General features: G+C 36.8%; 11 protein-coding genes. 1 reads left to right on the top strand and 10 read right to left on the bottom strand.

Annotation, left to right across the window (positions count from 1 at the left end; translation table 11 throughout):
• Positions 1-271: 271 nt before the first annotated feature.
• A complete protein-coding gene (locus MT391_RS06975) occupies positions 272-844 on the top strand; it encodes an RpiB/LacA/LacB family sugar-phosphate isomerase (protein WP_499441280.1) in 573 nt (190 codons plus the stop codon).
• Positions 845-1,004: 160 nt separating this feature from the next.
• On the opposite strand, the gene MT391_RS06970 is transcribed toward MT391_RS06975, so the two are convergent.
• From MT391_RS06970 to MT391_RS06925, 10 genes are all read right to left on the bottom strand, one after another.
• Positions 1,005-2,642: an FGGY-family carbohydrate kinase gene (locus MT391_RS06970; protein ID WP_499441282.1), complete on the bottom strand. Its 1,638-nt coding sequence runs from the start codon at positions 2,640-2,642 to the stop codon at positions 1,005-1,007.
• Positions 2,643-2,655: 13 nt separating this feature from the next.
• A complete protein-coding gene (locus MT391_RS06965) occupies positions 2,656-3,615 on the bottom strand; it encodes an ABC transporter permease (RefSeq protein WP_499441284.1) in 960 nt (319 codons plus the stop codon).
• Positions 3,615-4,604 carry an ABC transporter permease gene (locus MT391_RS06960; RefSeq protein WP_499497303.1) on the bottom strand — a complete coding sequence of 330 codons (990 nt, stop codon included), beginning with the start codon at positions 4,602-4,604 and terminating at the stop codon, positions 3,615-3,617. The genes MT391_RS06965 and MT391_RS06960 overlap by 1 nt, the downstream gene beginning before the upstream one ends.
• Complete coding sequence (locus MT391_RS06955) at positions 4,597-6,090, bottom strand: sugar ABC transporter ATP-binding protein (protein ID WP_499441286.1); 1,494 nt, start codon at positions 6,088-6,090, stop codon at positions 4,597-4,599. The genes MT391_RS06960 and MT391_RS06955 overlap by 8 nt, the downstream gene beginning before the upstream one ends.
• Before the next feature lie 66 nt (positions 6,091-6,156).
• Positions 6,157-7,131, bottom strand: a complete 975-nt coding sequence (locus tag MT391_RS06950) for an autoinducer 2 ABC transporter substrate-binding protein (protein ID WP_499441288.1) — start codon at positions 7,129-7,131, stop codon at positions 6,157-6,159.
• Positions 7,132-8,901: 1,770 nt separating this feature from the next.
• The gene (locus MT391_RS06945; RefSeq protein WP_499497302.1) at positions 8,902-10,716 is read right to left on the bottom strand and encodes an ABC transporter transmembrane domain-containing protein; all 1,815 of its coding nucleotides are present in this window, start codon (positions 10,714-10,716) and stop codon (positions 8,902-8,904) included.
• 192 nt (positions 10,717-10,908) lie between these two features.
• Positions 10,909-12,354: an FAD-dependent oxidoreductase gene (locus tag MT391_RS06940; RefSeq protein ID WP_499497301.1), complete on the bottom strand. Its 1,446-nt coding sequence runs from the start codon at positions 12,352-12,354 to the stop codon at positions 10,909-10,911.
• 87 nt (positions 12,355-12,441) lie between these two features.
• Complete coding sequence (locus MT391_RS06935) at positions 12,442-13,146, bottom strand: phosphoglycolate phosphatase (RefSeq protein ID WP_499497300.1); 705 nt, start codon at positions 13,144-13,146, stop codon at positions 12,442-12,444.
• A gap of 258 nt (positions 13,147-13,404) precedes the next feature.
• The gene (locus tag MT391_RS06930) at positions 13,405-14,079 is read right to left on the bottom strand and encodes a DUF2987 domain-containing protein (protein ID WP_499497299.1); all 675 of its coding nucleotides are present in this window, start codon (positions 14,077-14,079) and stop codon (positions 13,405-13,407) included.
• A gap of 25 nt (positions 14,080-14,104) precedes the next feature.
• The gene (locus tag MT391_RS06925) at positions 14,105-14,911 is read right to left on the bottom strand and encodes a DUF2189 domain-containing protein (protein WP_166372810.1); all 807 of its coding nucleotides are present in this window, start codon (positions 14,909-14,911) and stop codon (positions 14,105-14,107) included.
• Positions 14,912-15,743 lie beyond the last annotated feature (832 nt).

Below are 15,743 nucleotides of genomic sequence, written 5' to 3'. Positions count from 1 at the left end.
AAAATCTAATAAAAATTTATAAATAAAATTACTCCGTTCCTCCTACCGTTCTCCAGTAAAAACAATCTCAATATAAGAGATAAGTTTATTGTTATTAACATTATTTTAAATATAAGTATTAACTCTCATTTTTTTAAAAATAGAAGTGCACAAATCAGAAATTACTTTAAATTAAACAATCGAATCGATTGCGCAAACGTTTCGACTACATCAAATTACCTTTTGATATAAGTAACGGTAATTACTATTAATCAGTAATAAGGAGAATGATATGAAAACGATAATGGACAAGCATATTTTAGTTGCTGCAGATTTTGCTGGCTTCCCATTGAAAGAAGCGGTAGTTAAACACCTTAAAGAAAAGGGGTGGCATGTCACCGATATTGGAGTTAAATCAGAAACTGAAGAAGATCCCGAAATGTTCCATCGAATTGGATTAAAAACCGGTGCTAAAATTTCAGAAGGCGAATTTGAAAGAGCTTTATTATTTTGCGGTACCGGCATGGGGATCCATATTGCAGCCAGTAAATGTCCAGGTGTTTTTTCGGGTGTTGTAGAAAGTGTACCTGCAGCCTTAAGAGCGATTACAGGGAATGGTGTAAATGTACTGGCTATGGGAGCTTTCTATGTAGCCCCTAAGATGGGCATAGATATAGTTGATGCTTATCTAGGTAACAACCTTGGAGATGGGTATGAGTGGTGGCCTAACTTTTATGAGTTTCACAAATTAGCATGTGATGAACTCGAAAGTTTTAATTATGAGGAATTCAAAGAAAATGGGTTTGAGGTTAAAAAACAGGGAGATTATCCTTTAGAACTTAAGCAGAACCCAAATACCATATAATAGAAATACAAATAATCTGCAGAGAAAATAAAGCGAGACCTACATTCTAAATGATCAATTACACAACTATAATCACGCTTGCAGTTATGGACCCTTTAAGTCTTTCTAGTCGTTATGCCTTTACCCAGTTAAGTCCATTTAACGGGGTAAAGACAATCAATTAAAATGCGTCATTCATCATCTTTTTATACGTTTCGCTATCATCATACATTTGATGAAATACTTGGTACTTAGCGTCATAAAAACGTTTAATTTTAGTTGATTGAGGCGTAATAATTCTTCCAATTCGACTCATGTTGGCCATTGCGTCAGGAATATCATCATAAAACTTTGCCGCAACAGATCCTAACATAGCAGAGCCAAGTAATACCGCTTCACTTTCTTCAGCCAATAACATTAAACATCCTGTTGCATTTGCGTGTTCTTGTAAGAAAATAGAGTTTTTAGTCCCACCACCCACAGCCATAATAGTATCTATTTCATATCCTGATTGATTCATTACTTCGATAATATGTCTTGTCCCTAAGGCAATCGCTTGGATAACAGCTAAATATGAAAGGGCCATATCATCAATCGTTTTTGACATTTTCAAACCAACGATAGAACCGGTTAAATTAGGGTTTGCACGAGGAGAGCGATTACCATGAAAATAAGGGAGTACATGAATATCTTTTGTTAAATAGGCGATATTATAATTACTTCCAGCTAATTTTAATAAGTGCGTATTGAGTAATTCGTAAATACTACTATCTTCTTCAAGCGCCTTTTTATGCAATGTATTATATAAAGGATGAGAGGTTATAAAGTGGTCAATCAATGCGCCTGTTGTAGATTGTCCGCCTTCATTTAACCAATAATTTGGTATCATGGCACTATAATATGCTCCCCAAACACCATCAATAAAACGAGCCGACTCTGATACTGCCATGTGACAAGAAGAGGTACCTCCAATTAACGCTAAACGGCGATTAAAATCAACTTTTTCACCCTTTACGCCGACTGCTCCTATTACCCCTATTCCCCCAGCATGTGCATCAATAATAGATACACCGACTTTTGTACCTTTTAACAATCCGAGTTGTTTTGCCGCTTTAAGTGTTAATCCATCTTCAATATTCTCACCCATTGGTCGAATTATATTGCCGATACTTCTTGCATTATCTTCAAGTAATTCACTTAACCCTATCTGTGCAAAGAAATCATCGTCCCACCTTTGTTCATGTCCAATATATGTCCATTTACAGACAGTAGAACATAAAGACCGATGATTACTCGATGTTGCTTTCCATGTTAAAAAATCAGGTAGGTCAAAAAAATACTTAGCCTTGCTCCATATATTTGATTGATTTTCTTTCAACCACAATAATTTTGGTGTCTGCATTTCTGGAGAGATACGACTGCCTACATAGTTAAGGACATCATGTTTTGTTGCATTAATACGCTCTGCTTGACTTATTGCACGATGGTCCATCCACATAATAACGTTTTGTTCACTTCTTCCGGTTGGGCTGACTGATAAAGGCAAACCATCCTCATCCAATACAACCAGAGAACAAGTCGCATCAAAACCAATCCCCTTCACTTGAACTATATCTATATCCGCTTTTATTACCGCTTCTTTCACGGCTTTACAAACACAATCCCAAATGTCATCTGAAGATTGCTCTACGAACAGATCCAAAGGTTTAAATGTTTTTGTTTCATACACAGCATCTGCTAGTTTCTTTCCAAAAATATCAAAAACACCCGCTCTAGCACTTCCGCTACCTACATCAACACCAATAAAATATGTTGTCACTTTATTATCTCCATTAGGCCTTTTGTCTTTTAAGAGCGATGAACAAAATAATAATCCCTCCCCAAAGCGCCATTGTTAAATAACTACTTATACCCAATAAATTCATTCCACTTTCTAATACCTGTAAAACAATCAGCGCCAGGCCAATTCCGATAACTCGCCCAAATCCTCCATCAGGGTTAATACCTCCAAGTACTGAGGCTAAAATCGCAGTTAAAAGATAAGACTCACCGTAACCCGCTTTTGCTGAGTTAAATTTAGCCATCATGATTAATGCTGCGACCCAGCATAAAATAGAAGAAATAGCGTAAACATACATGAGTGATTTTTTTGTATTAACACCCGAATAAAAGGTAGCCTCTTCATTTGAACCGAGTAAAAAAATGGTTTGTCCGAGTACAGTATGCTCAAGTACTAACCACAATATAAAACCAATCACCAACAGTAATAAAAGGGGAATAGGGATGCCGATCACAGCTCCACTTGCCAGCACGAGTAAGCCATCAGGAAAACCCGAAATAACACTACCGCCTGAAAGCAAAATATTGAAGCCATTAATGAGCGTCATACTCCCAAGTGTTGCTAAAATAGGAGAGACGCCAATGTAGGCAATTAATATACCGTTAAATAAACCAATGATAAGCGCTGCAACGAATCCCGCGACAAGAGCCAGTAATAATACTGTGCTACTTTCAGGGGCAAGTACAATAATATTTGCCATCACTAAAGCACTTGCATTTGTTGTTGCGATGATAGAGAGGTTGATCCCCCCTGTTAACATGCAAATCGCCATCGCGAATGCAAATACACCTAATAACGGTATTTGTGAAGCTATAGATTGTAAGTTTGATAGTGAATAAAAAACCTCGCCATTTGCAACTAACATGAATGCTAATGAGCCAAAGAGTAATACAAGTAAATAACGAGCACTAGCATCTTTAGGCAACCTTAATGTATCGAGTAGTTGATTCATTACGCCTCCCTCAATTTTTGTTTTTTATTATTTAATGCGGTCATACTGATGCTGAAAACAATAATCGCTCCAGTTAAAACAGTGTGCCAGTATGATGGGATACTTAATAAGGTTAAACCGTTCTTCAAAACTGCTAACAAGGCGACACCCAATATAACTCCGAATAATGACCCCTTTCCGCCAGTCATACTGACTCCACCAAGGACGACTGCAGCAAGTACAGTTAACTCAAAACCCATTAATGAGTTTGGTGCAACCGATTGAGAAATTTGCATTTGAACAATAGAAGCAATACCTGCTAACGCGCCCATATAGCCATAAACTAATAGGTTAATTGTAAAAAGATTAATACCGATACGACTAGCAGCATCAGCATTACCGCCTACGGCATAAATCTGTCGCCCTAAACGGACTTTAGTCATGAAAATTGAAGTTGTAACGATAACAACTAGGAAGGTAATAATAGGTAACGACAAACTATAATCGTATCCATCAGTACCAATAAAAGGAAATATATGCACACCGTTCATGAACCAATCAGGAAAACCATACAGCCATTCCCCATTACTAAAATACATTAATAAACCAAAATATAGATTTAATGTTGAAATAGTAATAATGATTGAAGGTACCTTTAACTTATAAACAAATACAGCATTGATTAACCCCAACACTACGCCAACAGCAGCAGCGATCAAAAAGGCAATGAAAAAGTTGCCACCTAAACTTAAGATATAAGTTGCAGAAACATATTGCGCAATAGCAGCCGTAGCGGGGAAAGAAATATCAATACCGCCCGCGATTAAAACAACAAATAACCCACAAGCCATAATACCTAGTACAGCAGTACTTTCTGACATGTCAAAAATATTGCCCAAGGTAAGAAACCCTTCAGTTGTCACTGTCAGGCCAATAAATAAGATGACAATAATTGCAGCCAAATTGAACTCATGGCTTTTTATAATTTTATTCCATAAAAGATTACGCATTTACAGCCTCCATTATTTCAATTTCTGAAGATGACTCAGGATAAAACTCATGGGTGATCTCTCCTGATTTCATCACTAAGACTCGATGGCTGTTATAAAAAACTTCAGGTATCTCATCACTGACCATAATGATAGCAATACCCGTTTTCGCAAGATCTTGAATAATTTTATAAATACTTTCTTTGTTGGCAATATCAACACCGACTGTCGGTGAGTCTAGGATCAAAATTTCAGGCTCTGCAGCAATCCACTTAGCAATTGATATACGTTGAGCATTTCCCCCCGATAAACTCGTCATCGGTAGCGTTGAATCAGATACTTTAATCGATAATGATGAAATAAGTCTTTCAACTATTTTACCTGCTTTAATATAATCAAAGAGACCACTCTTCTTTTTAAGTTTGGGTAAAATAGAGACCGTAGTATTACTTTGAATGCTTTGCTCCATTATGAGCCCTGTTGACATTCTGTCTTCAGATACATAACCAATACCATTTTTAATCGCATCTCGATTAGATTGAAGTGAAACACTTTTATCATTCACTCGAATTTCCCCACTATCTATTGAGACCATACCAAATAATGCTAAGCATAATTCTGTCCGACCAGAGCCTAACAACCCTGTAAGTGAAACAATTTCCCCTGCATGTACTTTTAAATTGATATTGTTAAATTGGCCTTTTTTATTCAAATTAACCGCTTCAAATTTAATGACCCCGCCTGCACTATACTTTCCTATTGGCATATGATTGAAGCGTTGCCCTGTCATTAAAAAACCAAGTTCATTGCTGTCAACATCTTGAGCTGGATAAGTACCAATTGTTTTACCGTCACGGATCACTGTAATGCGGTCTGATATTTCCATGACTTCATCAAGTTTATGGCTGACAAAAACGACAGTAATACCTTTACTTTTAAGGTCTTTAACAACTTTAATTAAGTTATTTACTTCTGTGCGTGTTAATGAGGCCGTCGGTTCATCCATGATCACTAATTTTGCATCAGAAGCCATCGCTCGACATATTGCAACCAGTTGACACTCTGCAATAGATAGCTTCTCTACTAACTTTGTTAACGGTAATGAAACACCCACTTTATGCATGGCCTTTAATGCAATGGTGTCCATATTTTTTTTACTCACGAGACCTTTAGTCCATGCTAGGTGATTTTGAATTGCAATATTTTCAGCAACAGATAAGTTTGGAAAAAGAGATAAATCTTGATAAATAACTTGAATCCCATTCTCTATTGAAAGTTGAGGGTTTAATTTTGTATATGATTTGCCGTTAAGAATGATTTCAGATCCAGGCTCTGGATTGTGCACACCAGAAATAATTTTAAATAAAGTACTTTTCCCACAGCCATTTTTGCCCGCAAGACAATGCACTTCACCCTTATTGAAAGTTAAATTGATATTCTTCAATGCCTTTACTTGGCCAAAAAATTTAGACGTATTTTTTAAGCTAATAAATTCATCACTTAGCATTACTGTATCCTATTATTAAAGGTTTAAATAAAGAGCACCGTAAGATGCTCTGTTATATTTTTAGCTTTAGAAGCCTAATTTATCTGCATTGTCTTTATCTACGACTAGGATTTTATTAAAATTAATCACACGATTTTCCATGTCAATTTTTGCTGCACCCAACTTATCTAGCGTGACGCCATCAGCAACTTTTTTTCCATCTAGGATCATCTTAGCCACTTCCACTAACGCATAACCAGCATCTGCAGGATTCCATAAGAAACCTTTGTCTATTTCACCTCTTTTAAAATATGGAGATGCTTGTTTCGGCATTGTGACACCCACAATCGTCATTTTGTTTTTAGCGCGTTTCTTTTTAACAGCTTCTCCTCCACCAATTGGACCTAATGAGCCAAAAGAGACAATCCCGGTCATATCAGGATGTGCTTTCATTAAATTATTTGTTGCTGCGTAAGAGTCTTCTATGCTGTCTGACACTGGCATACGTGATGAAACTTCGTACATATCTGGGTATTCAGATTTTTGGTAAGCAAGTGCGACATCAGCCCAATTGTTATGTAAAGGGACCGTTAGCGAGCCCACATACATGATATAACCACCTTTTTTGCCCATACCTTCAGCTAAGGCATCCATCGTTGTTTTGGCATAAGAGGTATTATCAATCGTTTCAATATCCCAATCTGCATTATGACCACTTGGTGCTTCGTGTGTTAAAACAACAATCCCTTTTTCTCTGGCTTTTTTAAAAACGGGTTCAAGTACTTTTACATCATTTGGAACGACTGTGATTGCATCAACACCTTTAGCAATAAGATCCTCGATTATCTTAACCTGCTGAGCGGGATCAACCGAAGATCCACCTAACTGATAAGCATTAACTGATAAATCCTTAGCAGCTTGCTCTACTCCTTTATTCATATGATTAAACCAAGGGATCCCAGTAATTTTAACTACATTAACAATTTCATAGTCTTTCGCTTGAATACCCGATGTTGCAAATACAAGGCTTAATGCAGCAATTTTAATAAATTTACTTTTCATTGTTAGTCATCCTTTTTTATATAAGTGAACGCTTTATTTAATTACGAGAATGATTTTAATCTCTTTAATCAAATTAAATTTACTTAGTAGATGAGTAATGGGATCTGCGACCAACAATGTTAAAAAAATGTACAAATAAAATCCAATTAAATAACAATTCATTAACATTTATTCAACAAAATAAATAAATGGTGCATATAAACGACAATACAAAATATAAAACTCAATCCCCCCTACTTCTGTTAACATAAAAACACACATTATTTAACATTTAATTAACATTAAAAGGGGTAAAACGAGGCATAGAAATAAATTGAATAAAATCGGGGAAAAATAAATATACAAATGCGATGAATATCACATGGATAATGGATTATATAATCTTCAAAAATTTAAAAAGCTGTGAAGAAAGGTAAAAGTGGTGACACCAGATGTTCTCTACATCAATTAGTGGAGCCAAAGCCAGTGCGAATTTATATAGTTTAGTGATGACTTGCCGAGCAAATGATATTAATCCTTACTACTATTTCCAGTGACTATTTGCAGCGTTATGAGCCAATAACACTAAAACAAGCGTGGTTAATACAATTAAGGGAGCGATTAGGTATAAATAGAACCTGTATTGCATTAGCAAATAAAACAGTTAGAACGGCTTGGGCTATTTTGAGATATGAAACTAAATACCAACAAAAATTATTAGTAACATAATAAAAAATTAAAACACGTTAATTCAGAAAAATAGCTTTACCCAATTTTACAACAATGATGAAGCATAAACGGTAAGACCAACCTATTAAAACCTGCCTAGCTCGGGAGCCATAATAGACTGTCAAAGCGATGAGGATAATAGGTGCGTAAACATCTTAGGCTAGAGGGTAGCTCTCTCAATAAAAAGCCGTAAATACGAACGCATCTTATCTGTTTATGAAAATTAATCGTTGTAAAACAGGTGGAATCCATATGCGAGCTAGAAATGGATATCATGGGTCATAATTTAAAAGTCCACTATGAGCCTAAAGCAGACATTAATAAATTGGCGATTGGGCTCGTTTCGGGGGACAACACGCCTTATAAATTTTTATATAAAGTGTTTAATATACTTTTACTGAGCACATGTTTTTGGTTCTGGCATAGACTTAGGTCGAAAGGCCGCACAGCCACAATAACTTTCTCTTCATTTCTTGGCTCATATAACTTCTACATCGTATAAAAAGAAGTATATGATCACATCAGGAAATGATCTTCAACGTGCTCCTTTTCCTAGTGCAGATCAATAGAGTTAACTCTCAAAAAATGCCTTCAAATAGATAAGTCTAAAACTTCAAATTTAAAGTACGGCTTCGTAATCTTGCCCTTCCCTTAGGGACGAAAGCGACTTACTAATAATGTCCGATTTGCCGGAACAGCTGACGTTACAAATTTTAAAATAGCAGATAAATCCTAGGGCGGTTTGTGCCCCTTTGCGAGTTAGAAACGACAGAACAGCGACCAATATGCTTCTGATACAATGAACAGACCTAATATACAATACAAAATATAATCGCCGATTATTCGCTTTTGAATGTAATAACCCTGCACTATGTGTTCGGCTAATAGCTGAATTATTAAAAAAGCCGAGGTTTTATGAACATAATAAAAAAGCGTTGCGACACTATTGTGGCTGGTTAGATGGAATGGGGTTAACCCCAGATAATAAATAGAGAATGGAAAAGTAAGAACCACAATTTTATTGTTAACTCCCTTCCTCATTTAAAGCTTTCACCAATCCCATTATTTATTCAAGTTACTTTTATCAAACTGCAAGTCACATAACCTCTTATATAAAGTCGAACTGGTTAATAGTGAGTGATGATCGCCCGTGTCAACAATTCTGCCTTTATCCATCACCACAATTAAGTCTGCATCGATCACGGTAGATAAGCGATGCGCAATAATCAGTGTAGTTCTATTGGCCATTAGCTCATTCAGTGCCGCTTGCACATGGCTTTCACTCTGTGCATCTAACGCGCTGGTGGCTTCATCTAATAATAAAACATTAGGGTCTTTTAAAATCGCTCTTGCTAAGGCAATACGTTGTTTTTGTCCGCCTGATAACCGCACGCCCTGCTCACCTAAGAAACTTGCGTAACCCTGTGGTAGCTCATTAATAAATTCATCAGCATGAGCGCGTTTTGCGGCTTCGATGACTTGTGCATCCGTTGCTTGTGGATTGCCGTAACGTATATTATGCCAAACGTCAGAACTAAATAAGATCGGCTGTTGCGGTACCATTCCCATCGCATCACGTAAGTCGGTTAATGCCAGTTGAGTAATATCCGTATCATTAAACTTTATTTGACCATGTTGCGGGTCATAAAATCGTTGTAACAATTCAAACAGTGTTGTTTTCCCCGCGCCAGAAGGCCCTACTAACGCGACTGTTTTTCCTGTTGGGATCACTAAATTAATATCATGTAGCGCGGCAATATCTGGTCGAGAAGGATAAGAAAAATTGACCTGTTCAAAAGTAATTGCTGATGATGATTGTGCTTTCATCACACTAGTTCGGTTAGGTTGTTTTATATCACTTTCTACTTTTAATAAGTCGAGTAAGCGCGTTGCTGAACCCGCGGCACGTTGAAGTTCACCATAAACCTCTGCGATGGTGGCCACCGACGTCGCAACTATAATGGCGTAAAAAACAAAGGCGCCTAATTCACCGCCTGTCATTTTACCTGAAAGTACATCCATGCCACCAATCCACAACATACTGCTGATAGCCGCGAAGGTTAAAAAGATCACAATGGCAATTAAAAACGAACGCTGTTTCACTCTACGTTTTGCGACCACAAAGGCTTTTTCAACTTCATTACCAAAAGCGACTTGCTCTCTGGCTTCATGCGTATAACTCTGCACCACTTTAATGTTTTGAATGATCTCGCCAGCATAGGTACCAATATCTGCAATTGCCCCCTGTGACGTTTCAGCTAAGGCTCTCACTTTTCGACCGTAAACGAGCATCGGTATTAAAATAAAAGGCACGGCGACAATAACCACTAAAGACAATTTTAAGTTGGTGACAAATAACATGATCAATCCGCCAATCAACAGAAATAAACTGCGTAACGACATGGAAAATGAAGAACCGATAATGGATTGTAATAATGCAGTGTCAGTGGTTAAGCGTGACATTAGTTCGCCACTTCTATTTTCTTCAAAGTAACTGGGATGTAAAGTGACAATGCGATTGAAAACCGCCTTTCTAATATCGGCACTCACCCGTTCACCTAACCATGACATTAAATAAAAGCGACTGAACGTCCCTACCGCTAATAAACCAACCAGAAAAACCAAGCCTAAAATAGTTGCTTGTAACTGTTGCTCAGAGCCTGCAATAAACCCATTGTCTATAACAGATTTCACTGCTTGCCCTAAAGACAAATTAATAATGGCCGTCACTAATAAAGCAAGCAGTGCCAATGAAAGCATTAGCTTATAAGGTTTTATAAAGGAAAATATAGGTAATAAGCTATTGAAGGCTTTAAGCTTTTCTTTTGGATTAGACTTGTTTTGTAAATGGGTCTCTTCGGTTGAAGTATTATTCACAATATACTCAATATGTTAGGAGATGATATTTGTATCACTCATTAAGAATCAGGCGTTAATAATGATGCGGATAGAGAAGTAATTCAAGAACATAAATGTAAAAACAAAAAATCCCATGACTAGTTGAGTCATAGGATTTTTTGTTTGCTTTTGATTATTTGCTTTGAGTTATGTCATTTAAGGTTTAATTTATTATGACTGTTTGACTGTCCTATGAGCTAAAGCTAGCGGATACCCTCGCTGCTGTGTGTAACACTCTGAACGCTCCGTTACTTGTTGATCAGTAATAGAGCGAGTCACAGGAAACAAACGTGACCCCACTAAGCTTTTATCAACAAAACCCAATTCTGCCAATTTTTCAGTTAACGCATCGGCACTCGTTAATACAGATGACGCTTTCACTATCTCACAACGTGCATAATTATCATCTTCAAAAGATACACCAGCGGCACGCAGGGAAGCATCCTCACCGGGTATTTGTTGCGCTCCAAATAGCGGCTTACCTTCTACACTCGCTTCTTTAAAAGCAGGAATATATCGAGCCAAGTGTGCAATTGCGCGTTGCCCGCGTTCTGCAACCTCTTGGGCTAACCAACCTTTGTCTATTTTACGAATAAACTGCGCATCTAACTGAGGTTGAGAGCTATTGTCAGCACTAGCAACAAGGCCATTATCAAATAATGTAATTTGTTCAGTCATGCCATGTAACTGTACTAAATTTTCAGCATAAGGCGTAAATTGTGCCATGCCCTCGGGCGTACCACGTTGACCATGAAAAACAACTTCAGGCCATAAACCTCCGGTACCCTGCCACTTGGTGACATAGGCAGCTTTAAACTCGACTAAACGTTGACGATGAAAACCAGCTAAATCATCAATTTCACCGGTTTTAAAGCCCGCTGCATTAATTAAATAATCAAACTTCTGTTGGCTATTATGACCACTTTCATCACAACTTAACTGCCATTTTTTATCAACAGTTTGTTCGATTTTTGTGATTTTAGCATTTAGATGCACCTGACAATGGGCATTCTTTTCTAAAGAGAGCGCAGCTGTGGCGCCTAAGCGAAATACATTCCAACCAAATTCTTGAACTAAAACAACAGGAAATTTTAATAAAGACAGATCAACATGCTTAGCAAATGGAATCATCCATTGCTCTGCCGTGCTAGGTACTGGATGCTCATCTAGTAACGCTAACTGTTGTAATTCTTCCAACTCAAACAGTTGATAATAGTCGCTCGCTTTGCCAAGCACTTGATTATCAGCATCTTCATCAATTAGATCTTGGTATTCACTTTGTAATCGCTTTAGACGAGGTAAAAGTTCCATCGGTTGCCCTGGATCTTGTTCAGGGATCGCAATCACTGTTGGGCGATAGTCAACCGAATCAGGATATAAGCGCAGTGCTTCTATAGACTCTTTTAATAACGTTACACATTGTTCTTCTGAAATTTCCCTATATAAATTGCCACCAGCATGAAGATGACAAATAGGAGGTCCATTTACTAAACTCGTCCCTTTTTCAAATAAATCAACTTGTAAGCCTATTTCACTTAAATAAAGTGCAATTGAAGCTCCAGCAATACCGCCACCGATAATGGCAATTTTTTTATCTGACATTTCGTTCTTAGTCATTTTAAAACCGTTTATATTTACGTTTAATTCATGCCATATGTAAAAGCAATATGGCTAGATTTTATCAAAAATTAACTGAAGCTTTATTTACTCTGTTAATTCATATTGATTAACATCTGAGAAAGTAGCAATGATGTCCGCAAAGTCATCAAAACTGATATCTGGATTGTGCTCGTTGATATCTTCGCCATAGTTATAACCATAACTTAAACCAATGCTCTGCATGTTGGCTGCATTGGCAGCTAAAATATCATTTTTAGAATCACCAACCATCACACACTGGTCAACGGTAACACCTAACTTTTCGCAGCTGTAATGCAAAGGAAGCGGATCAGGTTTACGTTTTTCTAAGGTATCGCCGCCAATTAAAAGCTCAAATAAACCATTTAATTCTAAACCATCAAGGATTGGTTGAATAAAATCAAAGGGTTTATTGGTTACAATGGCAAGCTGATAGCCTTTAGCTTTTAATATTTTTAATGTTGAACGTACATGTGGATAAGTTACCGTATCTATACATAAGTTCTGAGCATAAAACTCAAGAAAAATCGCCAAAGCTTTTGCCAGCAATTCAGGATCAAGGTCAGGGTCAATGTGTGATTGTCCAGAAAGGCCTCTTTGCACTAGAATACTTGCACCATTACCTACCCAAGAACGAATAATAGTTGGTGAAATAGGTTCGCGACCAATACTTGTTAACATATGATTGATAGCTAATGCGAGATCCGGTGCGCTGTCAATTAACGTACCATCTAAATCAAAAAGAATTGCTTTTTTACCTGTAAATTTCAAGAGTCACTCCTAAGTGCTGCTATTTTTATTTATTATTTTATTTGGTTTTGCAGTGTGTTTGAACGATATTAGTTTGTTATTAATTACGCGATTCAAGCTTATCGTTTAAACATAACCATCAGTTAATTAAACTGTATTAAGGTAATATGAAGGTCAATAAGCAGGCCAATTAAATTCAGCCACCTCAATTAACCCATCAAGGATTAACCAATCAACGATCAACGATCAACCCGCCACAATAACGATAAGCTAATAAAGTCAGTCGTTTAACATCCACGGGGTTATACGCACCACAGAAAGTTTAAGTTCATTTATTTCTTTAATTTTTGAAAAATCATCTTTGCTAAGCAATAGGTCACCATTAGCAGCAAATTTAACATCGCTACTTTCAACATCGCTACTGAGTGAAGTCTTTATGGATGCGGGAATTGGATCTAAAAACTGAAGGCGTAAACCAGCAAACGTTGGTAAAAAATGCTTCCCTATCATGCCTGCATTTTTCTTTATCACCCCTTCTAACTGTTCATCAATAGCAGCGAGTTTTTGTTCGTTTAAATTAAATAATTCACTCTCTTTTGCCATCACGGTGATTTGTAAGTCACAACTAGATAATGTTTTATTATCATCAATATCAACTTCTAACATCCCACCGTCTTTGCGATGTTTATCAGAGTAGAAAGGCAATAAACGTCCTGCTGATTCAAACAAAATAGGCTCTCGAACATTCTCAACTACCATCTCTGCATTAGCAATCTTACATAGCGCTTTACTCTCTCTATCGATTAAATAAAAGGCGGTAGTGACATAGGGGTAATCAAGTTTATACATCGTTTTCATGTAGCTAAAAAACACTGAATAATTAAGCTTAATGGTTGAAGCTTGACTCAATGAAGTCAAGCTAGACAATAAAATGGCGAGTACTAAACGTCGCATAATACCTTCCTTCTTTGTATTGGAGTTAAGCTTCAAAGCCGCCGTTTTTAGGTCCAGAATGATGATTATCATCGTCATTCTTATTGTTGTCGTTTGAACCTTCAGTTGCTTCTGTTACTGAGATGCTAACACCGCATACTTGACGATAAACAATCCCCATCACGTTGATAGAAAAAGGAATAACGAATAATAAACCAATGCCTGATGTCAAAATACCAATCATAAAAAGAACACAAAATATAATTAATAGTTGGGTAAATTGAGCAATGTTTTTATGAACCAACTTAAATGAGAGTTTTAAAGCCATCACTGGTGATACTTTTTTCTCGGCAATCAAAGGATAAACCAAGCAGAAAGACATTTTTAAATACAGCAACACAATAACAGATAACACAAAACCAACACTGCCAAAGACTTGCCCTAAGAACATGCTAGCGCCATTGGTCATCAAATTGATGATCATCGCGGCTAACGATAATTTAAAGATGATATTAAAATAATTAAACAAGTGAAAAGATTTTGTTTTTAATCCCACTGAATGGTGAACTCCCATCATCAGCATACCGGTCATCAAAGGAGGCACGACAATTAATGCAAAAATAAAGAAAAGTATCATGGTTTTAGGATCATCAAGTGACGTTGCTTGATCAAGAAATACGCTAAGTAAAGCAAATGAAACCAACATGATAAATAGACAAGCGGTTAATAGAGGAAAGAAATGTTTACGCGTAATTTTAAGGGCATCCAGCAACAATTTTTTCAGATCAAATCGATACCCTTCGGTCAGTGATTTTTTAATATCACCACCTAATACAAAATATTTTGAATTCATAACACACTAACTTCCCTAAATTGAATAACAGCTGCTTAACAGCGGATCATTGTAGGGAGTTCTGTTAGCTTTTCAAGTACATTCAAAGCTAAACAAGATTAATTAAAACTCATTGCTTAACAAGTTTTTAAACACGCCTTCTTTACTATGCTTGGTGCTTAATGAGCTTTGATTTTAAAAAGTACTTAACGACAAAATCAAGACACGACACAGAGTTTATGAAGGAAAAAACTGAGCTATTTTATTATCATTTTTTAAGGTTTTTTGTTTCAGTTCGAGCCTTCGTGGTTACCTTCGTAGCTAACTCGCTTTTGATTTTAAAACAATTAACCACGAAGCCGCTGCGCTGCACAGAGAACACGAAGAACAGATTAAAAAAGGGATTTAAAAGTGCGGATCTACGTAAAAGTTAAATTTTTACTTATTAACAAGTTATAGGTTTCATGGTTTGATTTATCCTTCTTAGCTCTTCGTGCCTTCGTGGTTAATCAGCTTTTGATTTTAAAGCAATTAACCACGAAGCCGCTGCGCTGCACAGAGAACACGAAGAAAAGATTAAAAATGAGGATCAAGCTAAAAAATAAATTTTAATCACTTATTAAAGGGATAAAGGGTAAAGGGTTTATGGTTTGATTCCATCTTCTCCAACCTTCGTGCCTTCGTGGTTAACTCGCTTTTGATTTTAAAGCAATTAACCACGAAGCCGCTGCGCTGCACAGAGAGCACGAAGAAAAGATCAAAAATAAGGATCAAGCTAAAAAGTAAATTTTAATCACTTATTAACGGGTTAAAGGATTATGGTTTGATTCATCCTTCTGCACTCTTCGTGCCT

The sequence above is a fragment of the Vibrio sp. 1-Bac 57 genome (assembly GCF_037546855.1).
GTDB lineage: Bacteria > Pseudomonadota > Gammaproteobacteria > Enterobacterales > Psychromonadaceae > Psychromonas.
Note: the sequence above shows the minus strand (reverse complement) of the source record. Positions and strands in the feature narration are given on the sequence as shown.

Excerpts from the sequence above, each read along its gene's own strand:
- MT391_RS06975 (WP_499441280.1), top strand. The coding sequence starts at position 272 with ATGAAAACGATAATGGACAAGCATATTTTAGTTGCTGCAGATTTTGCT.
- MT391_RS06965 (WP_499441284.1), bottom strand. The coding sequence starts at position 3,615 with ATGAATCAACTACTCGATACATTAAGGTTGCCTAAAGATGCTAGTGCT.
- MT391_RS06960 (WP_499497303.1), bottom strand. The coding sequence starts at position 4,604 with ATGCGTAATCTTTTATGGAATAAAATTATAAAAAGCCATGAGTTCAAT.
- MT391_RS06955 (WP_499441286.1), bottom strand. The coding sequence starts at position 6,090 with ATGCTAAGTGATGAATTTATTAGCTTAAAAAATACGTCTAAATTTTTT.
- MT391_RS06950 (WP_499441288.1), bottom strand. The coding sequence starts at position 7,131 with ATGAAAAGTAAATTTATTAAAATTGCTGCATTAAGCCTTGTATTTGCA.
- MT391_RS06940 (WP_499497301.1), bottom strand. The coding sequence starts at position 12,354 with ATGACTAAGAACGAAATGTCAGATAAAAAAATTGCCATTATCGGTGGC.
- MT391_RS06930 (WP_499497299.1), bottom strand. The coding sequence starts at position 14,079 with ATGCGACGTTTAGTACTCGCCATTTTATTGTCTAGCTTGACTTCATTG.
- MT391_RS06925 (WP_166372810.1), bottom strand. The coding sequence starts at position 14,911 with ATGAATTCAAAATATTTTGTATTAGGTGGTGATATTAAAAAATCACTG.